The organism is Pseudothermotoga lettingae TMO (assembly GCF_000017865.1).
GTDB classification, from domain to species: Bacteria; Thermotogota; Thermotogae; order Thermotogales; family DSM-5069; genus Pseudothermotoga_B; species Pseudothermotoga_B elfii.
This window is the reverse complement of sequence record NC_009828.1, coordinates 1420348-1446608: the sequence shown is the minus strand read 5'-3', so window position 1 is coordinate 1446608 and position 26261 is coordinate 1420348. Positions and strand designations below refer to the sequence as shown.

Below are 26261 nucleotides of genomic sequence, written 5' to 3'. Positions count from 1 at the left end.
TCAAAATCTACCGAAGTATCCAGTGAACTATCATAAAATACATAATTATTCCAGAAACATCGACTATAGTTGTCAACAAAGGGCCTGCCATTATCGCAGGATCTATTTTAATCAGACGGGCAAGGAATGGCAAAGCCGCCCCAAGAGCATTTGCAAAGATTACAACCACCATAAGTGCTACTGAAACTGCTAATCCTATTTCAAGGGCTTGGCTTATCATCATGGATCTGAAGAATAAGACTATTCCAAGTACGGCACCAAGAACGAGTCCTATAGCTGTTTCTCTGAGAAGAACCTTCCACCAATCTTTAAGTTTGATGTCTCCAAGCGCCATGCCTCTTATTACAAGTGCGGATATCTGAGAACCTATGTTTCCGCCCGTGTCCATCATTGTAGGCATAAAAGCAGCAACTATAGGTAGAGAAGCAAGAAAGTGCTCAAATTTTGCTATTACATTACCATTTATGCTCTCCATCAAAAGTAAAGCTATGAGCCACGGTAATCTTTTGAAAATGAGCTTCCAGCCACTAAGGTGTAAATATGGTTGTTCAGTTGTCACGATTGAGCTCATTTTTTGAATGTCTTCTGTGGCTTCTTCATCGATAACATCTACAATATCATCTATAGTAATTATCCCTATGAGCCTCTGTTCACTATCCACAACAGGGATTGCTATCAAATCGTATTTTTTCATTATCTGGGCTACTTCTTCCTGGTCTGTTGTTGCATAAACAAAAACTGGTTCGGAATCCATTATTTGTTCCACGTATAAATCTGGTTCTGAAAAAATCAGGTCCTGCAATTCAACAGTACCAAGCAGTATTCTCGATTTATCTATTACAGGCATCAGATGAACAGTTTCTTTGTCTTTACCTTCTTTTCTAATTTTCTCCAGAGCTTCGCTGACTGTCATATTCGGGTTTAATTCAAGGCATTTGGGAGTAGTTAAACGTCCAGCCGAGTTTTCAGGATAATTCAGCAAAGATAAGGTTAATTTTCTTTCTTCCGGGGTTAGAAAGGAAAGAAGTTTATTCACAACATTCGCAGGCATTTCTTCGAGCAATTCTGCTCTGTCATCCGGGTCCATAGAAGAAATAATTTCACTTAATCTTTCTTCTTTAAAGAGCTCTATGAGTTCCATTTGGTCATCTGTTTCAAGTTCACTGAATACCACGGCTGCCTGGTCTTTGGACAAGAATCTAAAAACAATTATTTTTTCATCTGCCGGGAGCTCTTCAATCAATTCAAGGATTTCGGCGGGTTCCTGTTGAGAAAGAATGGTTTTCAAAGTCCTGAAATCACCGTTTTCAATAAGTTTCTTGATATCAACCTGGACTTTTACTTTCATCAATTCACCTCCTTAAAAATTTACGGTGGTAAACTAAAAGAACTACTGGTGCTTTCCAAGGCAGTTCACCTCCTAATAATGATCTACACAGATATTTTACGCTTTGAAACTTCTGTTAGTTCACATGGTTTTTAAAGATATGAACACTCGAAAGTTACAAAATTAATTCAAGGCATTTGAGAGTCAGGGGTTTTGAAAACGTAAGTGTTATTAATCAATAACCTCGCTCGCCGCTTTTTTCAAGCGATTCATGACAGAAAAGAGTATGCCCTGGGGTTCTAAGCCAATCACTATGACCGATTCTGCATTTAGAGAATCTACTTCGCGAAGCACATGGAATAAATTTTGAGCTATCGTGAATGGCTCTCTTAATTTTCCCATTATTATTGTTTTGCGTCCATAGAATCTATCTGACATTTCTTCAGGACAGATGATTGGTGAATCTGGATGTTTGCTCAAAACTTCATCGAGTTTTTTCTCGTTGATTACAAGGATAAGAGGTTTATCCGGTGCATAATGCCTGTAGGCCATGCCAGGTGCAAGAGGTTTAACTGGTTCATTCTCTTTTTTCAGAAGAAAATCCGGGATATAAAGATTAGGTACTATCTTCTTTATTTCCTCAATTGTTGCAGGCCCCGGCCTTAACAGGACAGGATAGTCCCTTGAAAGATCGACGATAGTTGATTCCAGACCAAGCGGCGTTTCACCACCGTCTATTATTACATCAACCGAGCCGTACAGGTCAGCTATCACGTGCTCGGCTCTTGTTGGGCTTGGTTTTCCAGAGAGGTTCGCGCTTGGAGCTGCTACTGGCGTACCGGAAAGCCTTAAAAAAACCTGTGCAACTGGATGACTTGGCATTCTGATGGCAACAGTTTCAAGCCCACCAGTTACTTCTTTCGGTACATTTGCTTTTTTTCTGAAGATGAATGTTACCGGTCCAGGCCAAAAGACATCCATTACATACGAATTTTGCTCTATATCTCCTTCTACCAGCTCTTCAAGTTGTTTTTTGTCGTATATGTGGATTATCAGAGGATTGTCTGCGGGCCTGTTTTTTATTTGAAAGATTTTTAATACGGCACTGATGTTAAAACAATCTGCGCCAAGTCCATAGACTGTTTCAGTAGGAAATGCGACGACACCGCCTTCTTTTATCGTCTGTGCCGCTTTTCTCAATATACCTTCGTTTGGATTGAGTGGATCTACTTTTATCAATGTGGTCATTTTGGCTCCTCCAAATACAGTTTTTCAAGCTTTTTGCCATATTTGTTCTCCATGAACGTACACGGCTATCGGATCATCTTCCAGTTTCAATGGATTTTTTTCGTAAATTGCAAAATCAGCTGCATAACCTATTTCTATTTTGCCAATATTCCTCAGACCAGTTGTTTCTGAAGAAGCATATGTGTACAAATTTATTGCATCCATGAGGTGAAATCCCATCCTTAGAGCTGCTTCAATTACATATTTGGGGTCATGTGGTGAAACAGGTGCGTCAGTCGAAAAGGTTACCCTGTATCCTTCTTTGAATAATTTCAAGAAATCGTACTTCAATCCATAAAATTCCTTAGATATTCTTCGTGATATTAATTCCTGATCTTCAAATGCAAAATGTGGTTGCACACAAAAATAGGTGTCTTTTAAATATTTTAGGTCTTTTTCATCTATTAGCTGAGCATGTATAAGTCTGTTTTTCGGATAATTTTTGAGTGCCATTGCCACTTCATGGACTGCAGCATCGCCTATCGCATGTATACATAACTGAACTTTTTTTCTGCTGCATATTTCAGCAAATCTCTCTATTTGCTGTGAGTTTGCCAAACACATGCCTCTGTAGGATTTCTCATCCGCATAAGGTTTGCTGAGATATGCGGTTTTACCACCAAGAGATCCATCTGCGAATATTTTCACGCCTTTTACATAAACTCTTTCTGTCAAAACTCCGAATTCGTTGAATCGTTCTAAATCTTCTATTCTGGAAAAATGAAGTTTTTCAAAAATTCTGATCCTTGATTTTTTGAGAATTCTTTTCAGTTCGTCCCAGCTCAAGCCATGAAGGTCGTCCGAGTGAACAAATGTGACTCCGTGTTTTAAGAACTCTTCCTCCCCAATTTTAAAAAGCCTTTCGGCATCTTCGTTGTTCAAGCGTCCTCTGATTTTTTCCAGTTCGTCCTCTTTGAAAATTCCATCTTCTTTATACATATTGATCAGATTCATAGCAGATTGATTCAAAACAGCCACATGCCCACACTTTCGTGTTAGAACAACTGGTTTTTGAATTTTATCAAGCATCTTTTTATCTGGATAACCTCCGAGAGTTTGTTCACTCCAGCCTCTGCCAAGAATTATTTTTTTGTCTTGTTTTATCAACAATTGGAACAATTCTTCCTGGGAGCAGATTTTTTCAAGATTCAGATGTTCACATTTTTGACCAACACCCAGAATGTGCGCATGAGAATCCACGAAACCGGGCATGACATACATTCCTGAAAGATCTATAACAGGTCCAGATGAGCTATCGGTGAAGATACCATTTTCAACAAATAGATCACTTTTTTCAAAATTACCGTTTTTGTAGACAGCACAGTTTCGAAAGATCATTTTCTCACCTTCAAAAGAGTTTTTTCTCTATTTGTTCGAGTTTTTCCTTATCCAGCTCGTAGAAGCCATCTTCTCTTGTGCACCATGCTGGCAATGGAAAACGAACAGTTATAGGGATTCGCATAAAAGGCTGATCGACTATAACTTCGCCTTGTTGTAAAAGGGATGCTCTTTGTTTTTGCTCAGTTGTTAGATGAGAATATTCCGGTTTTTCCAGTTCTGCTCCTTTTTGCCTCCCAACTACTGTGGTTGAGGACTGAGTTATTATTCTGTAATCTACTTCAGAAGCCGTCTGTTCTGCGCCTATAAGTATCACGCGGAATGATCTGCCGCGCTCTGCTATATCTCTGAAGATATTTCCAAGAGGTCCGCCCCCATGCCGCGGGGCATATTTGTTGAGTTCATCGAGAAATATAAAAACAGGATCTTGGTCTGTTTTTTCTTCTCGCGATCTCATAATTTCAACAAGTACAGCGCCCACAACAAAAGATTGAATTCTTGGTCTTAATTTTGAAATATCTATTACTGTGACCTGACCTGGTTTGTCCCAATCAATTCTGTGTTGGTCTTTCAGACCAAGTTCATCAGATAAAAAGTTTGTTTCTGCCCAGATCAGGTCCATACCTATATTTTTTATAGATTTTAATCTTCTAATCATTGCGGAAATAGTGGCTTTTCCTCTGAGTTCCTCTTCAATTTTTTTGGAGAGTTCTTCGTCCTTAGAAAACATTTCTATCAGGTTGTCTATCCCTTCGGGAATTTTTGCCTGGGTAACTATATCGAAGCCATTTGAAATAGCTGTGCGGAGGATCACTTCATCGCTGTTCGATGATGTGATGCAGTTGTTGGCTTTGCAGAATTTAATAGCCATTCTGATGGCTTCTTCAAGCCGCTCGTAGAAAAATTCCTGAACGGTTGTTACAGCAAGCTGGAGGTTTTGATTTGACTCAAGCTCTTCAGGATCGAACATCAGCTCAAATAACCCCATTTTGAAGATGTCAATAGAATCCCAACCATATGCAAATACACCATCATATCTTTTGTTTGACCATGGTGTTAACGTCTTTTTTGATTTCCTTGGCGCGTAAAATTTCACAGTTTCGAAAGGCTGAGGTTTAATTTTCATTGCTTCGTACATTTTCACCCATTCTTTTCCTGATTCGTCTTGCTGAGAATTTCGCCAATCTTTTGACCATTTGTCTAAAAAAAGCAGCCCCTCGCCCTTTACATTGAAAATTACAAATCGTGAGCGAGACAGATATCCCATCAATTCATTGTCTTCACGGAGCCTTCTACCAGTATCGAGAAAAGATTTCACGAGAAATGTCGCATAAGAAGTTTTGGATGCAACCCCAGATTGTCCGGAAATGTTTATATGTGCACCATTTTCGCCAAGAATATATCTGATATCAGCATAAGCAGGCCTACCATTTTTAAAAACACCTATAGGTACTGCCATACGTTGTTTGATAAGTTCGTCAAATCCAAAAGCGATATCTATCTCTTCTTCACTTGCCATGAAAACCTCGGTGCCCGGTGGCGGGGGTACCTGCGGTGCATCAGAAATGAGCTTGCCTCTTTCTTTTCTCAACATACGCGTGGTTGTTATGGTAGCTGTATAAAAAACAAATGCTGGTGAAAGACCTTTTAGAGCTATTTCTTCTTCATAGCCTGAATTAGGACCAAAATCCCATTTTGCATTAATTTCAGTAACAATTCCATAATAAACAATTTCTCCGTACGGTTTGTAGGAGAAAACTACTTTCACAACATCATCTATCTGAACCATATGAGTGGGTTGATTTTGTGATTGATACAACCGCACAAAAAATCTATATGGGGTCGAATTATTTATGCCTGTCACGACACCTACTGTCATTTAATTCGCCAACCTCCTTTTGAAGGCTAATTGCATCATACTACCTACTGCTAGAGGCGTTTTTGGCGCAGTGAATATAATTTTTTTGCCAAACTGGACACGCCCAGTTATTCCAAATAATTCCTCGAAAACCTCAAAAACACCTTCTTTTGGTAACACAATTTTTTCATCTGCTTTTAAATAGCAATGCATCTTATCTGAATTTTCGTCTATGCTTTCTATAACGAATTCCAGCAGATAATCTCTTCCTAAGAGCTTTGAAACATTATCTATATCTCCGTGCTGTATAAGTTTTCTCAGTAAAGAACTGCTTATTCTGTTACCCTTCAGATCAGTTATATCACTGAAAATCTCCAGTTTGGTGCCGTTTTGTGAGCACAATCTTCTCAAGAGTGCTATATCTCCGGTTGCATTCTTGCCAAATTTGAAATCTTCTCCAACAACCAGAAATTCGGCATCAGATAAATATTCTTTGAAAAAATCTTCTGCCGGCATATCTTTTATTTCAAGTAGATCAAGAACTTCTATATATTGGGCAAATCTTGAAATCTCAGCTACTCTTGAAGATATAGGCATTATTAATCCTTCAAAGTTTTCGTCGAAGAAATCAAATGGATAAGAAACCACATAGACAGTACTTGTTATTTTATATTCCTCTGAAATTTGCTGGACTCTTTTCAGCAATCTTTGATGACCAAGATGAACACCATCAAAAACACCAACAGTTACAGCTGACTTCTTCACGTAAGATTCCCCCTGAAAACCTTCAGAGGTTTCAAAAGGTTTTCATCAGCTTCTTTTTTCATCAATGTTCTTATAAACGATGATTTTCTCTCGGTTCTGGCTATGCATATCAGTTCGTTGCTAAATATCACCTGAACCAGACTATTTTTTTCGAATTCTTCGAATTTTTCTATATCACTTACTTTAATTTTTGCTCCGTTAAAAGCTTTCCCGAGAGCTTCTCTCTTAAGAATCACTTTCGGAAAATCAAGAATTGATGATAGTTTTCTCAAATGCTTTAGAATTTCCAGTTCATCGATTTTGAAAACATCTATAGCTTCATCAACACTGAACGAGCCTGTTGATAGTCTTCTCAGTTCAACTGCTACTGCTCCACAATTCAGGGCATATCCAACGTCCATGCATAAAGACCTTATGTAAGTACCCGGTGAGACTTTTGCTGTGAATGAAATATCGCAACCTTCAACAGAGATATCTTTTATTTCATATACAGTCACTTCCCGGGGTGGTAATCTTATTATTTTACCTTTTCTTGCAAGCTCGTACAGTTTCTCACCTTTATATTTTCGAGCAGAATAGGCTGGCGGAACTTGTTTATAAGTTCCTGTAAAGGATTTTAGAACCTCAATAATCTGCGATTCAGTGACATTTACAGGCCTTTTTTCAACAATTTCGCCAGTAATATCGAAGGTTTCTGTTATTATCCCAAGCCTCATTTTCACCCGATAAACTTTTTCATGGTTCATCAGATATTCGAGTACTCTTGTCCCATTTCCGACACCGATTATCAAAAGCCCTGTTGCAAACGGATCAAGTGTTCCTGCATGCCCGACTTTCCTCACACACAGCTTTTTTCTCACTTCATTGACTACATCGTGAGAAGTAATTCCTTCTGGCTTGTCAACAAGCAAGATCCCATTTGGAATCACTGAGTTTCTTCCTCCTTAATCTTGTTAAGCAATTCCTGTATTCTCACACTGGCTTCAATTCCCGGATCTTCCTTGAATCTAATTTGAGGCGCCGTGTACAGATCAAGGTTGTTGGCTAAATATGTTCTGAAATAACCTTTTATTTTGTCCAAATACTCAACAGTTTTAACCCGTTCATCTTTATCACCCATGGCACTGACATAAACATCAGCAAATCTTTTATCATTTGATAGTTCTACACGGGAGATAGTTATGATCTGTCCGGAGATCTTTGGATCTTTCGCTTCTCTCAAAGCTTCAGTAATAAGTTTCATGATTTCAGATTCAAGCATAGCTTTTCTGTAATCAGGTCTCATTCAGGACACCTCCTGTTCTATTTTCATAAATTCCTCCGCCGCCTTTAATTTATCTTTCATTTTATCTGCATAATTGGTTAAAAAGCGGGGTTTTATACCAAGTATATTCAAGGCAAAAGAGGATAGCTTTAAACCTCCGTAAGTATACGAATTGCCGTGTTTCATAAGATTGATAAAAAAATCAGATATGTGTACCATGGCAACTACATCTGAATATACAGAATCTGCAAAATTATTCGGTACATGGTGACCCGCGGCAGATTGAACTACTATCTCTGGAAGATTCCACTGCTCTATCATTTTACCACTTATCATGGCGTGATTTGGAAGATTTAATTTTTCTTCAGCCTGTGAGAACGAGATTCCTAAGTTCTCTGTCAGTTTTGCAACAGCGCTGAATGCATCGGGTGAAATGTAGTCAAGTGCAACTTTGCCAATATCGTGAAGTAATCCTGCTATGAACAGTTCTTCTTTGTTAGGGTAGCCTGTCATTTGAGCCAGAAGCTCACAGCCAACCGCGACACCAAGAAAGTGTTTCCAAAGTTGCATGTGATTTATAGAGGATTTCTTATTTCCTTTTAAGACTGAGCTGTAGGTGAAAACACTTAGAGCGATATTTCGAACTGTTTTAAATCCCAAGATCATTATGGCTTCATTCAAAGCCACTATTTTGCGAGGCAAGCCATAATACGCTGAGTTGACAAGTCTCAGTATTCGAACAGTTAAACTCGCATCGAGTTTAATGACCTCGGATAATTCCTTGGCGGAAGCGTTTGGATCAGACGCGACAGATATTATTTTCTGTACAATTGGATCCGGCGTCGGTAGCTCTTCAATTTTGCTCAAAATGTCTTCGAAATGCATTTTCTACTCTCCCTGTGGAATTTTGACGTAGAAAACCGTTCCTTCATGGGGTTTGCTTTCAAACCAGATTTGCCCCCCATGAAGTTCAACAATTTCTTTACTTATCGCAAGTCCAAGGCCTGTTCCCTCTGTTCGATAATCGAAAACGGAATCTGCTCTGAAAAACTTCTCAAAGATTTTATTTTGATGTTGTTTTTCTATTCCTATCCCATTGTCGGCTACTGAAATGATTACTGAATCCTGGTGAGTCTCAGCTGAAAGCTTGACGTATTTTTCGCTGGCCTCTTCTTTGCTATATTTTATTCCGTTGCTTATAAGGTTTATCAGAACCTGCCGAATTCTTTTCTGGTCTGCAACTATATAGATTGGCTTACTTTTGACACATTGGAGTTTCACTTTTTTTGATCTGGCAAACTCCGACATTGATTGAATTACCTGCATTATGAGCTCGGTCAAATCAAATTTACTTTTTTCGAGAACCATAGCTTTTTGTTCCAGTTTTGCAAAATCGAGCAATTCATCCAGCAAACTTTCCAGATGAAGGCTTTCTTTGTATACAATTTGCAAAAAGCCTGTTAGAGTATCTTTATCCATACTTTCAGGATCAGCCAGTATTGTTTCTGTGTAGGCTTTTATAGCAGTCAAAGGTGTTCTCAATTCGTGAGAAACGGTGGCTATGAAATCTGTTTTTAGTCTATCTGCTGCCCTGAGTTTTTCAAGTTCTTTGGTATTTGTCACATCGGTAATGGTTATCAGTACCTGTGGTTGATCTTCATATTCCACATTTTCCGCAATAATTGAATAAAAAGATTCGTTTAACTCTACTTCGATTATTTGCCGCATTTTTGTAGTTAATACCGTGCTGGCTACTTTTTCTATAGTTTTCACCAGGTCACTATCTTTTTGGTGATGAATATACTGAAGGTTTGAAAAAACGGGATTGAGATTTGAATCGAGAACAACAACCATTTGTGGAAAAGAGTTAAAAATTTGCTGCATATATCTCATTGTTTCTTCTACAACTTCGTGTTGCTTTTCGAGAGATTGGTACAACTCCAGATTTTCCAGCACTGTGGCAGAAAGGAAAGCAAATGTGCGGATCGTGTCAATCACTTCGAAAGCAGGTTCTTCATGTGTATAAGCGATGAGCACGCCGAGAATTCTATCCACTTTTACGAGTGGAAAAATCAGAGCAATTTTGCTTCCTTCTGGTATAGATGTGAAGGAAAGTGTTTTGGTTGACCATTTTATCATTTCCATCAGTTCATTGTCCGGTGTAAACTCACCACCGTCAGAAATCCTAAGGTTGAAATCGCTGTCAAGTATTGCAATTAATTCGCAGTTGACAAATTTCTGAACGATTTTAATCAGTGAAGCAAGCAGGGTCTCCGGATCTTTTACATTACTTGTCTGTCTTATAAAGCTTGAAATCAGTGTGTAAATTTTTTGAGAACTTGTTGATAGTGGCATAATGCTCTCTCCTCTTGAGCTGTTCTTAATTTATTATATCAATCTTTATGTAAAAACTACGCTGTAGTACAATTGAAAAAGCAAGGGAGGAGTTTTTATGTCGAAGGAATTGTTGATTAAAATCCTGGAATCAATTATTACTATTGTGGTTTCATATCTTGTTTACAGACTTTTGTACAAGTCTATAGCCAAAACATTTGAGGTAGCTGGCAAAGAATTGAGGATGAAAAACACGGTGAGAGTTTTTCTCGCTACGTTTACCGTCGTTATTTCGCTGATGGTAATTCTGAATATATGGAAAATAAATCTCGTACCATATTTAACTGCGTTTGGAATAACCGGTTTTGTTGTTGGTCTCGCTTTTCAAGAACCACTATCAAATTTCATATCGGGCATTCTGGTGCTGCTCACCGGTAAATTAAGAGAAGGAGATGTTGTGGACGTCGATGGTACAAGTGGTGTTGTGGAAGTGATCAACTACAATCATACAATATTGAGAATGTTTGATGGCAAGAAGATCCTTATCCCAAATAAGCAGGTCTGGAATGGCAAGATAACACACTTCTGGCCTGGCCCTGTTAGAAGACTGTCCATGAAAATATCTGTTTCTTACGATTCGGATCTTTCAAAAGTTCTTGAGCTTCTGCAGAAATGTGTTGAAGAGGAACCCCTTGTTGAAAAAGAAGGAGTCAGTAATTTTGTAGTTTTCAGCGGTTTTGCTGATTCATCAATAGATTTCGAGGTTTTATACTGGATAAAACGTGAAAATTATTTTGAAGCTCAGCATGCACTGGCTCAGAGAATCAAGAGAACTTTCGACGAAAATGGAATATCTATTCCTTTCCCACAGATGGATGTTCACATAGAAGGGAGAAATTGACAGTCATGATTTTGAACGAAAGCCTTTTTTGTGCTATGGATACTGAAACAACAGGGATTGACCCTATGAATGGCGATAGGATAGTTGAAGTTGCTATTGTACCAGTTTACAAAGGCAGAATACTGTATCGTTCTATCTATCACACGCTCGTGAATCCAAAGATAAGAATTCCTGCAACAATAGAAAAAATTCACAGGATAACCAATGAAGATATAGAGAATGCCCCAACCATTGAACAGGTTTTCGGACAAATGAGATCTTTTATGCGCAGATCAATAATGATTTTTCACAGAGCTGAGTTTGATTTAACCTTCATAGATATTTCCGCAAAAGAAATCGGAATATTTCCACCTTCAATTGACTACATAGACACCAGGGAAATATCCGAGATAATTTTTGGCGAGAAAAAAGCACTCTCGTGGTTAGCCGAGAGATTTGGTTTTGAAAAACCAAATCATAGAGCTCTAACAGATGCAATAACAACAGCTAAGTTGTTTTTGAAGATGACACGCAAACTCGCTGGCTCACAAATCGAAGAACTCGTTCATACATGGAGGGGTCAAGAATGGTGAAAAATTACGTACTTGACACAAATGTTTTAATTCATGATCCGCAAGCTATATATTCTTTTCAGGACAATAACGTTATACTGCCTTTACCTGTTATAGAGGAATTGGATAAGCTCAAAAGAAGGTCTGATTCAGCCGGAAAATCAGCAAGGGAAGTGATAAGAGAGCTTGACAAACTCAGACTCACGGGTGATCTATCAAAAGGGATAAAACTGAAAAATTCAGGTACAGTAAGTATCATGACGATCACTGACGGCAAAAGAGAGACTCCCGATTTTCTCTATGAAAAATATGTTGACAACTGGATACTTGGCTATGTTTTGAGACTCGGTAGAACTTCTTCTGTTCCAACAATCCTGGTGAGTAAAGATATCAGTTTAAGAGTGAAAGCTTCAGCGCTTGGTATAGCGGCTCAGGATTATTTGACTGATAGATCGGACCTCTCGGTTCTGCCATCTGGTTATGTGGAAGTGCATCAAGAACTCAGAGAAGGTCAGAAATTTGATAGTATGGAGAATCAATATATAAAAAGTCCATCAGGTTATTTTAAGGTGAGAAACAAAACACTCAGGAGGATATCTATTGACCTGTCGAGTAGTATCTGGGGCATCCACGCACTCAATGAACAACAGCTTTTTGCGATGGATGCTTTGCTCGACGATGAGGTAAAACTTGTCACGCTTATTGGTATAGCAGGAACGGGTAAAACGTTAATAGCGCTTGCGTGTGCACTTGAAAAAACTCTCAAAGATAAGAAATACAAGCGGATCATTGTTACCAGACCACTGGTACCTATGGGAAAAGATATTGGATATTTGCCAGGTTCTATAGAAGAGAAGTTGCAGCCATGGATAGAGCCGGTGATGGATAATCTTGAGTTTCTCTTTGACAGGGTGCAGATGAATTTGAAAGAATTTCTCAAAAAAGATATTATGCAGATAAGTGCTTTGAGTTTTATAAGAGGCAGAAGTATACCAGATCAGTACATCATAGTTGATGAAGCTCAAAATCTAACTCCTCATGAGGTGAAGACTATTCTGACAAGAGTAGGCAAAGGTGCAAAAATAGTGCTTCTGGGAGATGCTTATCAGATAGATACACCTTATCTTGATAAAGACAGCAATGGACTTGTTTATGCTGCTTCAAGGCTAATTGGCAATCATCTTGTTGCGCATATAACTCTTACAAAAGGTGAGAGATCCGAACTTGCTACACTGGCCGCAAGCAAACTTTAAGGAGGCAAAATTATGACTGTGATACAGACAGTTGATTTGACAAAAAGATTCGGTGAACTGAAAGCGGTTGATACTATAAATTTGGCAGTAGAGAAGGGAGAAATCTATGGTTTTCTTGGGCCAAATGGCGCTGGGAAAACCACAACTATAAGAATGCTCACAGGGACTCTGAAGCCAACTTCTGGCGAGGTAAAAATACTTGGAATAGATATGAGATCTAACGAGATAGAGATTAAGAAAAGAATTGGTGTGGTTCCGGATGAACCGAAGATCTATCCAAATTTGAAAGGGTACGAATTCATAAATTTTATTGGAGATATTTACCGACTTGACAAGGTAAAGATGAATCAGCGTGTGGAAGAGCTGTGTGAGGCTTTTAGTATAGATTTTCTTCAGAAAGCGGTTTCTGATATGTCTCATGGCATGAAGCAAAAACTTTATCTTGTGAGTGTTTTGATGAGAAAGCCAGAAATTCTGTTTCTTGATGAGCCTACTGTCGGCCTTGATGCAAGATCTGCAAAAATTTTGAAGATGCTTTTACAGAAATATACATCTGATGGAAGCACTGTTTTCATGACAACACATGTACTGGAGATAGCAGAAAAGATGTGTACAAGAATTGGGATAATACACAAAGGTAAGCTTATAGTTGAAGGAACGCTTTCTCAACTTCGCGAATATGTTAAAAGTTCCCAGGCTTCTCTTGAAGATGTTTTCTTGCAGTTAACGACTGAAGGTGAAGATATAGCTTCGATTGTGAAGGAGTTGTGAATAATGAATCAGCTGATAATACTTTTAAAATACGGATTAAAAGGTTCTTCAAGTGTTTTTACTGGAAAACAAAGATCGTCTCGAAGCTTTTTTTCTCTTTTCATATCCATAATTGCTTATCTTCCCATATCTTTTGTTTTTTATGATTTCTTCAAATCTGCCTCGCAAATACAGATAGGTCAGTACAATCTTGCGACGGTGTTTTTATCATATTGGTCCATCTTGATGGGCGGAATATTCATTGTATCTTTTGTACCAAGTCTTGTCAGCTCTTTTGTCAGAAACGAGGAAATACAGTTCCTTTTAACGCTTCCTGTCAAAAGATCTACAATAGTTTTTTATCAAATGATTCTCACGCTTGTTCTGCAATCTTTTACCGTGATCATATATTTATTTGTTGTGCCGATTTATTCCTTAATTATGAAGAAGAGTATCCTCTTTGGCATTCTGAATGCTTTTCTAATGTCCTTTTTTCTTTTGTCTATTTCTGTTTTACTTGCATCTTTACTGGGTTTATGGATGTCTCGATCAACAGCAAAAAAAATTACTGTGATCGGCATTATTTTGACGTTAATTGCCCTTTTCACCGCAATTCAGTTTCCGGATATGGTATCTAATCAGCAGTCTTTAGAGAAATTTGTGAAGATCGGCCAAATTTTCCTGAGTAAAGTGAATATTTTTTCCTGGCCCATTCTTGCCATTTCTGGAGAATATATTTACACCTTCTATCTTGCCATTTTATGTACAGGCAGCTGGTTTCTCTGTCTGAGAGTCTCTGAGATGCTTACATTCGAGGAAATATCTGCTAAAAAAAAGAAAGTATCAAAAAAGTATTCCGGCCTCAACGGATTTTACTGGAAGGATCTCAAACTTGTTTTTAGACATCATCAGTCAATTTTTATGATAATTTATCCGGTTGTATTTGGATTGATTTTCGCTTTTTCAAACAGATGGTTTGTTTCACCAATGCTTATCACCATTGTTATCAGTACAATGTACACGTCAATGAATTCAGCTTTGCTTATGAAGCAAGAGTTCGAAACCTGGCCTTTTTGTCGGTTACTTCCTCTGACAAGTGCTCAGCTCATTATGCCAAAAATAATTATTCCATCGCTCATCTATACAATTATTTTTGCCGGTATGACTGCATTTTTTCAGGCATTTTTTCATACACCATTGAGCATCTACGCTATCATTTTTGTTGTTTTTATTCTGTACGTATTTGCATCTACCTTTGGAGCTTATCTTTTTATGAAAGAAGCGCGTAAGGTAGAGATTTCTAATCCATCAAGGATACTCAATATAAAAGATGTCATATTACTTGAAGCGATTTCGTTTGCTCTAAGCATTGCTTCGATCTTACCACTTTCGTTGTATATGTTTTCTCAAAAAACACTTTCCGATTTGTTCGGTTCCCAATTGATGACAATCCTTGTGGGTGTTTTTCTCCCTGCAGGTACTCTCATTCTTACAGCCGGTTTAATAAAAAAATTTATAAAGAAAATTTTTGATAGATGGAGATCATTTGAGTAACTGTTCATTGTGCGAACTATTTTGATATAATCAATCATGAGGTGATAGGCTTGAACAAGGTATTAATTGATGAGCTTATTGAGTTTTCATTATCAGCTGGCATTTCCGGGAGGGAAGAAAAAATAAGAGATCTTGTCATATCTCGTCTTCCTGGTGTGAATTACAAGGTAGATAATGTTGGAAATCTTGTAGTTGAGCTTGGAGAAGGAAATAAATCAGTTGCCATCATGGCTCATATGGATGAAATAGGTCTTTTGATAACCGGTATCACGCCGGATGGATGCCTTACATTCAGGAAAGTTGGTGGTTTCGATGATCGACTTTTGCTCGGGGAGCATGTGAATGTTGTGACAGATTCCGGTGTGGTAGATGGCGTTATAGGGATAACTCCTCCACATCTTGGGGGAATTCAATCAGCAGAAAACCTGAGAATAGATGTAGGTGCTCACAACAAAGAAGAAGCAGAAGAAATGGGAATAAAGGTTTTTGATTTTGCTGTTTTTAAGAAGCACGTCAGTGTTTTGAACAACAGATATCTTTCAGTAAGGTCACTTGATGACAGATTTGGCTGTGTAGCTTTAATCTATGTTTTAAAAAACATCATAAAGAAAAGTCTCAAAAAGAAGATTTATTTTGTCTGGACTGTTCAGGAAGAAATAGGGCTAAAAGGCGCCAAAGCTTTTGTTTCGAGAAATAGAATCGACATGTGTTATGCTGTGGATTCTTTCGCGTGCTGTTCTTCTTTAACAGGACCGGTTATGTGTGGAAAAGGACCTGTTTTGAGAGTGGCGGATAACAGCGCTATAGCGAGTTATGACGAGGTGAAAAAAATACTTCATCTTGCAAATGCAAACGGTGTTCCAGTACAAATAGGGGTGACAGGAGGAGGCACAGACGGATCAGCAGCAATGGAGTTTGGTTCAAAGATGGTACCAGTAACACTGGCTGTTAGATATCTACATTCTCAGGCCGAATATATTTCTCTTGAAGATTTTGAGAATCTGACAAAGCTTTTGTCAATCCTGCTTGAAAAATAGGAGTGATTGTGTGCTTTATATTCTTATTTTTCTATCCGGTATAGCTTCTGGTTTTTTGAATGTTGTGGCAGGTGGCGGCAGTCTTATAACTCTTCCACTTTTAACTATGCTCGGCATGGGAATAGATATAGCAAACGGCACAAACAGAATAGCTATTCTTCTTCAAAATATAGTGGCAGTGAGAAATTTTCATAAAAACAGAGTTTTACCTGTTAAAACAGCCTTGTTATATGCAGTACCAGCTGCTATTGGATCAATTGTTGGTACTGCTATAGTTGTTGATATAAGCAAAGATCTGCTTAAAAAGATAGTTGGTGTAGTATTACTCATTATGGCTGTTTTTTTGCTGTCAAAACCAAAGATGTGGACTGAAGAGAGAAAAAAGAGCGTCAACGTTTTTCTGACTGCTTTTGTCTTCTTTTGTATAGGTGTGTATGGTGGGTTTATTCAGGCTGGTGTAGGGTTTTTCTTCATATTTTTTACTGCGACATTTCTTGGGTTTGACCTGGTCAGAAATAATGCTCTCAAGGTCTTCATAGTGCTTGCCTACACACCAATTTCTTTGTTGATATTTGTTCTCAATGGAAAAGTGGAGCCATTGGCAGGACTGATACTTGGACTTGGAAGTATGCTTGGTGCTTCTATGGGAGCGAGATTTGCTATAAAGAAAGGTGCTAACTGGCTGAGATTTATAGTTTTTGCTGCTGTGATTGTAAGTGGCATCAGTTATTTGATTTGATCTTGTGGTTCACAATTGTCCTTCTTAAGAAGAAGTAAGAAATCATCACAAATGCAAGTATTGTATAAGCGTTTTTGATACCGATGACATTTCCAATCAGGCCGAAAATGAATGTACCGGTTGGCGATGCTCCAGTGCTTATAAGGGCGTACAAAGACATTGTACGCCCTCTCATATTACCGGGAGAGACAAACTGTGTGCGACTGTTTGTTATGTTGAAAAAAATTGTCTGTGCTGCACCATTTATAAATGACATGACATATGCTATAGATGGAAAGATAGATGTTGCAAGTGTACTCGCCCCAATCAAAAGTATGAGATATTCTTCCCTAACAGATATGACCTGTTCTGGTTCCATGCCTCCTGCAACCAGAGCACCTATAAAAGCTCCAAGCCCCATCGACCCCATGATTAAACCGTAACCTACAAGATCTGTTCTGACCGCACTTTTTGCGAAAGCCTGCATAAGCATGCTGTATGGCATACCAAAAAAGGCGTATATCATAAGCGAAGCAAATGTTACCAGCAGTGTTTTGTTCTTAACAGTGAATTGGATGCCGTCTTTTAAATCTGCTATAAAAGCTCGCTTGGATGGAGAAATGTGTTCATATTTTAAAGGTATTGTTGGAAGCACTACAAGTAAAGGAACGAATGAAAGTGCATTCACGATAAAGCCGAAAGTCAACCCGTAGTATTTCACCACGAATCCGGCTATAGATGGTCCTACCATTCTTGCAACGTTAAATATCATAGAATGCAGTGCAAGTGCATTGGGTAAATGGCTTTTAGGTACTATGTTTCCAATAAAAGTGTTTCTTGAAGGCAAATAAAAGGAACCTGATATTCCCATAAGAACACTCAGCAACAGTAACTGAACGGGAGTCAGGATATTTTTGCTTACGAGGTATGCCATTATTGTTGCATTTATTGCATCGGCAAGTTGTGTTAAAAAAAGCACCTCTCTCGGTCCAAACCAATCTATAAGTACCCCGCTTACTGGCGATAATAAGACCGTTGGAAAACCTTTTAAAAACGCAATCAGTCCTATAAAACCCGCTGCTTTATCTTCCGAAAATAAGTTAACAGCGACCCAGCCGCGCAACGTCGTATCTATCCAGGTACCCATCAAAGAAACGCTCTGGGGTATCCAGAAGAGTGTGTAGTTTTTATTTCTTAGAGCCCTGAAAGGATTAGAGTATTTCGCCATACGAACAAATTTATAAAACTAATCTGTTACAGATGATGGCTCAATAACGTGAAGAAACGGTATACTTAAAGATTATTCCATCAGAAAAGATTAATTTGCAAAATTCATACCTGGAGACTCATCAATTTTTCAGAAGCCAGGGAAGAACTCTTTACAAATTTTTGGCAAACTATTTTGAAAAGATTTTTGCCTCATCTTTTCCAATCTCGTTGCTGATAAATGAATTTTTGCATAGCATCCAGCAATTTAAATTGGTCGGCAAATTTTTTCGATTAAATAGATTTGTTCTTTTGATTGCGAGTCTCTCCCGACCGTATTTCAATCCTGTCATCATAGGTGTTTTACAACAACACTCTGATTTTCTCGCAAATAACTGTTGGATTTATATAATCCACAGATTTTCTCAGCAGTCCTTCTATGAAGAATACAGGAGATCTGCACCGTTCCAGACAACCTGGGAACGGGTACAGTTAACTCTTTTAGAATTTTTGAAAGATAAAGCTATCATGAGGGTTTTCTGTAAAACTATGAATTAACAGCACTCCTGCCCCTGAGTTTTCTGAGTACCAAACAGGATTTATCAGAGCAGTTTCTTTGAATACTTTTAGTTTCATGCCATTACCTGATTAATGGAAAATTGATGCACTGAAAGTTTATGTTTACCTTATTAAAATAAATGCGTAAAACTTATGAAGATATAATATCAAAAAATGTGTGAGGGGAAGTGTGAAATGATATCTGCAATCGTTAAGAGTTTTTTCAGAATAAATGCTATGATAATGCGCACTGACGCCCCGAAGGATTCTCCGGGCGTTTAAGTGTGCTTGGAGAATATCAAAGGGGCGTTCTCGAATGGGAACGCCCCTTTTTTGTAAGGGGGAGAATATGGTACAAACATACAAGCCTGAGAAAGAAGAATGTATGCCAGACAAAAGAATATTTCTTGCCAGAGCGGGTGCTAAATACTCAACACTGGCAAGAGACCAGCTGATCAAGAAGATAAATTCACTGTTTCTGGAAGCATATGATCAGATAGATCCTGTTGTGTGGTATTCATTCTTCGAAAAATCAGAGCTTCCAAAAGAGCTCATTCCAGATACCTTTGAAAATGTGGGAAAGATTACGATTTTTTTGTCGACTCTTGGAAAAAAGATAGATATGCTGATCGAATATTATTCAGATTCTGGTAAAACCTTTGAATCTCTAATAGTAGATTCATGGGCTTCTGAATCTCTCGAAAAGCTCAATGAGAATGTGGACAGAAAATTCAGGGAGCAATTTGGAGCTGGCACAATGAGATTTTCACCTGGTTACGGCAATGTTGATATGCGTATGAATAAATACATAGTTGAAAGACTTTTGAGAGCAGATCAGGTGAAAGTTCTTGAGAGTGGTGTAATGATTCCAAGAAAGACTACAACTTGCATGATAGGGTGGTTAAGTGTATGAGAAGAAATGAATTTTTTCAGTTGCTCCAGGAGAGAGTTTTGTTTCTTGATGGTGCATATGGGACAGAGTTTTTTAAAAGAGGAGTAAACGGGTTAATTGAGCTTTTGAATATTGAGGATCCAGAAGAGGTTCAAAAGCTTCACAGAGAATATATAGAAGCAGGCTCGGACATAATATTGACAAATACATTCAGCGCCAACAGGCTCAAATTGCGTGCTTACAATTTGGAAAAGGATTTAGAAAGGATTAATATTAACGCAGTTAAGATTGCAAAATCTGTTTCTGGTGGAAAATTTGTTTTCGGCGATATATCTTCTACAGGAAATTTCATAAGTCCTCTCGGAAATCTCGATTTTGAAGAGGCTTACGAGGTTTTTAAAGAGCAGGCTTCTTTACTTATAGAAGCTGGTGTGGATGGAATAATATTAGAAACGATGTCAGATCTAAAAGAGCTCAAAGCTGCTATTATCGCAGTTCGTGATTTATCCCATGAAATACCTTTGATAGCACATATGACTTTCGAAGCAGATGGAAAAACAGTCAGTGGAACCTCCATAGAGATTTTCGCAACTCTCATGAATGATCTCGATGTTGATGTTGTTGGCATAAACTGTTCACTTGAACCAGATGAAATGTTACCTGTTTTCACTAAGCTATCGGAGCTTTCCATGAAACCACTTTGTGTTGAGCCAAATGCAGGAAAGCCCATTCTCGAGAAAGGCAGACTCAGCTATAAAACCGCTCCGAAAGAATTTGCCGTTTATATGGCAGATTTTATTGAACTTGGGGCAAATATCGTAGGAGGTTGCTGCGGTACTGGTCCTGAACATATAAAGGTTATGTGCAAATATATAGGCAATCAAAAACCCCGAAAAAGGCAAGTTAAGAGAGAACAATATCTTTCTTCAAGAACTATCTTGAGACCTACTGACACATTTTTAGTAATAGGTGAGAGAATCAACGCAAGTGGAAGAAAAAAGTTGCAAACCAAGATTCAGCAGATGGATTTTTCGCAAGTTGTTGAACTCTCCCAACTTCAGGAGCAGGAAGGTTGCGATGCTATAGACTTGAATTTTGGGATAGAAAAACTGTTAACTCACGATCATTTTAGACGAGCAATTGTAGAACTTGACAAAAGATCTTCACTCCCTGTTTCGTTCGATATACAGAATCTCCAGTTCCTCGAAAGTGCAATGAGAGAATATGCTGGAAGAGGGTTGATCAACTCAGCTTTTGCAAGAGAAGATCATCTCGAAGAACGAATAAGACTTTTAAAAAAATATGGCGGTATGTTGATTGTGCTTGCCATGGAAAAGCATGTACCTGAAACAGCTCAGCAGAGATTTAAAATCGCTATGAAAGCTGCTGAAATTCTGAAAGATCATGATGTTGATCTTGAGAGGGTCTATTTTGATCCACTGGTGCTACCTGCTGGCGCAAAAAATGATTATCACACAACTTTAAAAGCAATTGAACTCATGAACCGGGCTGGTTTGAAAACATCAATAGGTCTTTCAAACCTGAGTTTTGGGCTTGCTAACAGAGAGAGTGTCAATGCAGCTTTTCTCGCATTGTGTATCGAAAAAGGATTGAGTGCGGCTATATTGAATAGTGCGGAAGCAACAACAATGAATGTCCTGCGTGGCGCATTGCAACTTAAAGGAAAAGAGCCTGCAAAAACAGAGCAGGTGATAGAAGATGAACTGGTGAAGTTAATAGTGAGCGGGCAAAAAGAAAAATTGATGAATTTTGTGAAAGATTCGCTGAAAGAAAAAGAGCCTCTTTATATAAGTCAAAATATGCTTGCCAGGGCAATGGAGCAGATAGGGACTCTTTATTCCAGGGGTATTATTTACCTTCCTCATTTGATTCTGGCTTCTGAAACAGTTCAGCCAGCTTTTGATTATCTGAACAACCTTCTTGGCGAAGCTCAGACAAAGCTTGGCAAGGTATTGCTTGCTACTGTTCAGGGGGATATACACGATATTGGAAAAAGAATTGTGGCGACTGTTTTAAAGAGCGGTGGATTTGAAGTTTACGATGTTGGAAAAGATGTACCAGCTCAAAAGATCCTCTCAGAGTGCGAGCGTTTAAAACCTGATATAGTTGGCCTTTCTGCTATGATGACAACCACTGTTGGACAAGTAAAAGAGGTTTCTGATTTGCTCAAAAAGAACAACGTGCGCGTTGTAGTAATAGCTGGCGGTGCTTCAATGAATGAGCAACTTGCGAACCAATTTGGTGTATTGTATGCAAAAGATGCCCTCAAGGCACTGGAAATATGTAAAAAAATAGTTGGAAAGGAAAATGAAAGATGAAAAAAGTTGTACTCAAATTTGGTGGCTCAAGTTTGAAAAATAAAGATGATCTTTCGAAAATTTTCGAGGTTGTCAGGATGTACGACAGATCTTTTATTTTAGTGGTCTCTGCAGTTAATGGTGTGACAAATTCTTTAATCAGGGCGTTGAAAGTCATTAAAGACATAGATATCGATGAATTTCTTTTTGATTTATATTCGATTTATCAAAATTTTCTGGATAGAGAATATTCCGACTTAAAAGAAAGGGTTTATCAGATAAGAGATCTGCTGATGGGAGCAAAATTAATTGGGCGAGTACCAGATTTTGTTTACGACCATGTCGTCAGTCATGGGGAAAGGTGTTCTTCTCTGCTCCTGAGCCATTATTTTAATGATCACGGGCTTCAATGTGAGGAAGCCTTACCAGAGCAATTTGGATTGCTAACAGATGGAAGATTTAAGAGCGCGTCGATTGATTTATATACCAGTGAGAAAAATCTAAAAGATTTTTTTAAGGACAACAAGAATTATATAGTTCCAGGTTTTTATGGCATTTATGAAGGAGAAATTACGATTCTTGGCCGCGGGGGAAGTGATTATTCAGCAACTTCCATAGCTTACTGTATAGATGCAGAAAGGGTTGATTTATACAAAGATGTTTCTGGATTCATGACGTGTGATCCAAAATGTGTTGATGGGGTTCGGCCGGTGAGCAGGCTTACCTATGATGAGGCAGCAGAATTATCTTATTTTGGTGCTAAAATACTTCATCATTCTGCAGTTGATCCTGTTAAGAAAAAAAACATCCCACTTTACATTTACAATATAAATTCCTTCAGATCGATCGAAAATCCAGACACAGTAATATCATCCAGCGGATCAGTCACAGATGAAATAATTAAAAGTATATCTTTCACTGATGATATAGTGATCATTCAATTCAAAGGGCCCAATGTTGGGCGTGTTCCTGGTCTTCTTGGACAGATTGCCTCTAATTTTGGAAATGAAGGAATAAACATAAAATCTGTTGTGACTTCCCAGACGAGCATAAACGTTCTCATCTCTCATCAGGATATAGAAAAATGCCGCAAAATAACATCCAAGATGAAAATAAGCGAAGTTGAAAATATATGCTATAAAGAAAAGATTTCTCTTATTGCAGCAGTTGGCGACGGGATTCTAAAAAAGCATGGCGTTGCTGCGAGGATTTTCTCTGCTGTCTCCAAGCAATGCATAAATGTGCAAATGATATCTGCGGGTGCCTCAGACGTAACTATCTATTTTCTGGTAGACACCAGAGATAGAGACAATGCTTTAAGGGCTATTCATAAGGAATTTTTTGGAGGTGAGAGATGTGAAAACAATTGAGCAAATTAATGAGAAGATCAAGCGTGGAGAAGCAGTTGTTATGACAGCTGAAGAAGTAGTTCAGCTTGCCAGAGAATCATCCGTAAAAGAAGTGGCAAAAAAAGTCGATGTCGTGACCACGGCGACTTTCGCACCGATGTGTTCAAGTGGAGCTTTTATAAATTTCGGGCACACAATGCCACCTATGCGCATGGAAAAAATCCAATTATCTGGTGTTGATGTTTACGGAGGTCTGGCCGCGGTAGATGGATATGTAGGAGCTACTCAGGAATCTCAGGAAGATAAAACATTTGGTGGTGCCCACATAATAGAAGCCTTGATTAAAGGGAAAAATTTGCAACTGAAAACTTCTGGAAAAGGCACAGATTGTTACCCAAGAAAACAATTTGAGGGTTATATAAACAAGGAGGTTATAAATGATTTCTTCCTTTTTAATCCGAGAAATGCTTATCAAAATTACGCTGCTGCGACGAACAGCTCTGATTTAACTATATATACCTATATGGGAAAGTTGCTTCCAAATTTTGGGAATGTGACTTACTCAACATCAGGAGAATTAAGTCCTCTGCTGAAAGATCCAAATATGTACACAATAGGTTTAGGAACAAGAATCTTTTTATGCGGTACAGATGGCTATGTAATATGGCCAGGTACTCAGTTTAGAAATGATGTTGAGACTAACAGATATGGAGTACCAATTAGTGCAGCAAGAACTATTTCTGTAATTGGGGATGCCAAGAAAATGAATCATAGATACATAAAGGCTGCATATTTCAAAGGTTATGGTGTGACTCTGTTTGTAGGGATAGGAGTACCAATTCCAATTTTGAATGAGGAAATAGCCTTTTTTGCTTCGCTCGGAAACGAACAAATAGAGACAGAAGTGAAAGATTATGGAAAAGAAGGCAGGCCAACCCTCATGCGTGTTAATTATGCTCAGCTCAGAAGTGGCTATATAGAAATTGGAGGAAAAAAAGTGAAAACATCATCCATATCAAGCTTGAGCATGGCCCGCGAAATAGCAGCTGTATTGAAAACATGGATTGAAAGTGGCACTTTTTTGATAACCAGTCCTGTTCAATTGTTCAACGAAGAGAGATCTATTAAAAGCCTTAAGGAAGTTTCTGCCAAGATTGAGAAAGAAGATAAACCAGAATGTGTTGACTGTGGTGCATGCGTGAGTTTATGCCCTTTCGACGCACTTTTGCTTGTAGATGGAAAGTTCACTTTCCTCAGGGAGAAATGTACCATGTGTTTACAGTGCTCTGATGCATGCCCGGTGGGAGTGAAATTACCTCCAGATGAATAGATTTTATAGAAGCTGGCATTCAAAAAGATTCAAAAGTTTCACGGTTGTTTACAGGGAGTCCGATTTATGGATTGGTGTTAATGTATATGACGAAAATATGAAAAACGGCGTTTATCAATCACTCATTGAGATACACTCTCAGATCAGAGAATGTATTTCGAGGTATCCAAAATTTTTAGTTTCCTTCAAGCCAGTAGATATAAGTAGTGAATCAGGTGTTATAAAAAGAATGCTTTCAGCATCAAAACTTGCCGGGGTGGGTCCTATGGCTTCTATTGCAGGAGCGATTGCTGATGAAATTGGAGATTTGTTGATAGAAAGATATGGCTGCAAGGAAGTTTTAATCGAAAACGGGGGAGATATATTTGTAAAAAATATTGAGCCGGTAGTGGTATCTGTATATGCTGGAAATTCAGTTCTGTCTGGCAAAATTGGGCTTGAGATTCCACCGGGGCGATGGGGGATATGTACCTCTTCAGGCACTGTTGGACATTCAATAAGTTTTGGCAACGCTGATTCAGTGACAGTTGTTTCGGAAACGGCAGCTGTTGCCGATGCTTTTGCAACATCGTATTGTAACAGAGTAAAAAGGGAAGAAGATATTGGCAATCTTCTGAACGAGGCTCTAAATGAATATGTATTGACTGTTCTGGTTATTTATGGGGATAAATTCGGTCTAATAGGAAAACATGAGCTTAGATTGATTGAGCGGGAAAAGGATGGTGTTCATGAAAGTGATTGATTGTGTGAAAAAAGGTCAGATACTCTCAATAGAAATCTTGCCGCCAAACAGAGGACAGAATATAGAAGAAATATACGCTGTTTTGGATGAATTGATGAACTTTCCAATATCATTTATCAATGTTACAAAACATGCTCCGGAGATGACATATTTGGAGCTCGAAGATGGGATTGTAAAGGTTCCCAAAGTAAAACGCCCGGGAACCGTGGGAATGACCGCCGCACTGATGAACAGGTACAATATTGATGTTGTTCCACATGTTTTGTGCTTTGGGATGAACAAATACCAGATAGAGGATATGTTGATAGACCTCCACTTGATAGGCGTTCGAAATTTATTTGTCATTAGAGGCGAGTACGAGAATCAAACGATAGAGGAAAAAGATAGCTACTCGCATGCCTCAGATTTGGTGAAGCAGATTTCAAATATGAATATGGGAGAATATCTTTATCCATGCGAAAATGCGAAACCAACAGATTTTTGCATAGGTGTTGCGGGTTATCCTGAAAAGCATTTTGAAGCACCAAATATAGAAGAAGATATGAGGTATTTAAAGAAAAAGATCGAATCTGGTGCCGATTATGTAATCACACAGATGATTTTTGATTTTGATGTTTACAAAAAATTTGTGGAGCGTGCACGGCAGCTTTCAATAAATGTCCCTATTATTCCTGGGGTAAAACCCGTTGTAAGCTTGAAATCTATTTACACTATACCAAGAAAATTTTTCGTTAATATACCAGAATCCTTTGTTAAGCAGATGCAAGAAGCAAAGACACATAGAGAAGAATTTCAGATTGGAACAAAGTATATGGCAAAACTGGTTGAGAAGCTTTTGAGTTCCGGAGCTCCAGGTGTGCATGTTTTTACAATGGGAAAAGGGCAATCCACAAAAGCCTTGCTCGAGGCTGTTTTCAATAGATAAAGGA

23 protein-coding genes are annotated in these 26261 nt (G+C 38.4%); 13 read left to right on the top strand and 10 right to left on the bottom strand.

The annotated features are described in order from the left end of the window. Positions 1–7: 7 nt before the first annotated feature. From mgtE to TLET_RS07045, 9 genes are all read right to left on the bottom strand, one after another. On the bottom strand, positions 8–1348 hold the full coding sequence (gene mgtE, locus TLET_RS07085; protein WP_012003417.1) for a magnesium transporter: 1341 nt from the start codon (positions 1346–1348) through the stop codon (positions 8–10). 210 nt (positions 1349–1558) lie between these two features. After that, entirely contained in the window at positions 1559–2575 is a 1017-nt protein-coding gene (locus TLET_RS07080) for an L-threonylcarbamoyladenylate synthase (protein WP_012003416.1), read from the bottom strand. Positions 2576–2599: 24 nt separating this feature from the next. Next, entirely contained in the window at positions 2600–3952 is a 1353-nt protein-coding gene (locus TLET_RS07075; protein WP_012003415.1) for an amidohydrolase, read from the bottom strand. Between the two features lie 10 nt (positions 3953–3962). After that, entirely contained in the window at positions 3963–5831 is a 1869-nt protein-coding gene (locus tag TLET_RS07070; RefSeq protein ID WP_012003414.1) for an ATP-binding protein, read from the bottom strand. Beyond that, the gene (locus TLET_RS07065) at positions 5832–6575 is read right to left on the bottom strand and encodes an FAD synthetase family protein (protein ID WP_012003413.1); all 744 of its coding nucleotides are present in this window, start codon (positions 6573–6575) and stop codon (positions 5832–5834) included. Next, positions 6572–7504 carry a tRNA pseudouridine(55) synthase TruB gene (gene truB, locus TLET_RS07060; RefSeq protein ID WP_012003412.1) on the bottom strand — a complete coding sequence of 311 codons (933 nt, stop codon included), beginning with the start codon at positions 7502–7504 and terminating at the stop codon, positions 6572–6574. Before truB ends, TLET_RS07065 begins: the two co-directional genes overlap by 4 nt. After that, positions 7501–7860 (bottom strand): 30S ribosome-binding factor RbfA, encoded by a 360-nt coding sequence (gene rbfA, locus TLET_RS07055; protein ID WP_012003411.1) that lies wholly within the window; start codon positions 7858–7860, stop codon positions 7501–7503. Before rbfA ends, truB begins: the two co-directional genes overlap by 4 nt. Continuing rightward, the gene (locus TLET_RS07050) at positions 7861–8724 is read right to left on the bottom strand and encodes an HDOD domain-containing protein (protein WP_012003410.1); all 864 of its coding nucleotides are present in this window, start codon (positions 8722–8724) and stop codon (positions 7861–7863) included. A 3-nt stretch (positions 8725–8727) separates the two neighbouring features. Then, entirely contained in the window at positions 8728–10194 is a 1467-nt protein-coding gene (locus TLET_RS07045) for a sensor histidine kinase (protein WP_012003409.1), read from the bottom strand. 97 nt (positions 10195–10291) lie between these two features. Here TLET_RS07045 and TLET_RS07040 point away from each other — a divergent pair, with 97 nt between their 5' ends. Genes TLET_RS07040 through TLET_RS07010 form a run of 7 tightly spaced genes read left to right on the top strand, consistent with a single transcriptional unit; the run spans position 10292 to position 16958 of the window. Then, a complete protein-coding gene (locus tag TLET_RS07040; RefSeq protein WP_012003408.1) occupies positions 10292–11074 on the top strand; it encodes a mechanosensitive ion channel family protein in 783 nt (260 codons plus the stop codon). A 5-nt stretch (positions 11075–11079) separates the two neighbouring features. Next, positions 11080–11646, top strand: a complete 567-nt coding sequence (locus TLET_RS07035; RefSeq protein WP_012003407.1) for a 3'-5' exonuclease — start codon at positions 11080–11082, stop codon at positions 11644–11646. Further along, a complete protein-coding gene (locus tag TLET_RS07030) occupies positions 11640–12878 on the top strand; it encodes a PhoH family protein (RefSeq protein ID WP_012003406.1) in 1239 nt (412 codons plus the stop codon). Before TLET_RS07035 ends, TLET_RS07030 begins: the two co-directional genes overlap by 7 nt. Before the next feature lie 12 nt (positions 12879–12890). Next, positions 12891–13649, top strand: a complete 759-nt coding sequence (locus tag TLET_RS07025; RefSeq protein ID WP_012003405.1) for an ABC transporter ATP-binding protein — start codon at positions 12891–12893, stop codon at positions 13647–13649. A gap of 3 nt (positions 13650–13652) precedes the next feature. Next, positions 13653–15182 carry a hypothetical protein gene (locus tag TLET_RS07020; RefSeq protein ID WP_012003404.1) on the top strand — a complete coding sequence of 510 codons (1530 nt, stop codon included), beginning with the start codon at positions 13653–13655 and terminating at the stop codon, positions 15180–15182. A gap of 50 nt (positions 15183–15232) precedes the next feature. Then, positions 15233–16219, top strand: a complete 987-nt coding sequence (locus tag TLET_RS07015; RefSeq protein ID WP_012003403.1) for a M42 family metallopeptidase — start codon at positions 15233–15235, stop codon at positions 16217–16219. A gap of 10 nt (positions 16220–16229) precedes the next feature. Then, a complete protein-coding gene (locus tag TLET_RS07010; protein WP_012003402.1) occupies positions 16230–16958 on the top strand; it encodes a sulfite exporter TauE/SafE family protein in 729 nt (242 codons plus the stop codon). Here TLET_RS07010 and TLET_RS07005 read toward each other — a convergent pair. Then, positions 16942–18165 (bottom strand): MFS transporter, encoded by a 1224-nt coding sequence (locus tag TLET_RS07005; RefSeq protein WP_012003401.1) that lies wholly within the window; start codon positions 18163–18165, stop codon positions 16942–16944. The genes TLET_RS07010 and TLET_RS07005 overlap by 17 nt on opposite strands. An 885-nt stretch (positions 18166–19050) precedes the next feature. Here TLET_RS07005 and TLET_RS06995 point away from each other — a divergent pair. From TLET_RS06995 to TLET_RS06970, 6 genes are read left to right on the top strand one after another with little or no spacing between them, the layout of a single operon-like run. Next, positions 19051–19614, top strand: a complete 564-nt coding sequence (locus TLET_RS06995; protein ID WP_012003399.1) for a methionine synthase — start codon at positions 19051–19053, stop codon at positions 19612–19614. Next, positions 19611–21932, top strand: coding sequence for a homocysteine S-methyltransferase family protein (locus TLET_RS06990; protein WP_012003398.1), 2322 nt, complete (start codon positions 19611–19613; stop codon positions 21930–21932). Before TLET_RS06995 ends, TLET_RS06990 begins: the two co-directional genes overlap by 4 nt. Next, the gene (locus TLET_RS06985; RefSeq protein WP_012003397.1) at positions 21929–23281 is read left to right on the top strand and encodes an aspartate kinase; all 1353 of its coding nucleotides are present in this window, start codon (positions 21929–21931) and stop codon (positions 23279–23281) included. The genes TLET_RS06990 and TLET_RS06985 overlap by 4 nt, the downstream gene beginning before the upstream one ends. Beyond that, positions 23268–24590 (top strand): homocysteine biosynthesis protein, encoded by a 1323-nt coding sequence (locus TLET_RS06980; protein WP_041428438.1) that lies wholly within the window; start codon positions 23268–23270, stop codon positions 24588–24590. Before TLET_RS06985 ends, TLET_RS06980 begins: the two co-directional genes overlap by 14 nt. After that, entirely contained in the window at positions 24583–25332 is a 750-nt protein-coding gene (locus tag TLET_RS06975; RefSeq protein ID WP_012003395.1) for a UPF0280 family protein, read from the top strand. Before TLET_RS06980 ends, TLET_RS06975 begins: the two co-directional genes overlap by 8 nt. After that, a complete protein-coding gene (locus tag TLET_RS06970; RefSeq protein ID WP_041428437.1) occupies positions 25319–26257 on the top strand; it encodes a methylenetetrahydrofolate reductase in 939 nt (312 codons plus the stop codon). The genes TLET_RS06975 and TLET_RS06970 overlap by 14 nt, the downstream gene beginning before the upstream one ends. Positions 26258–26261: the final 4 nt, after the last annotated feature.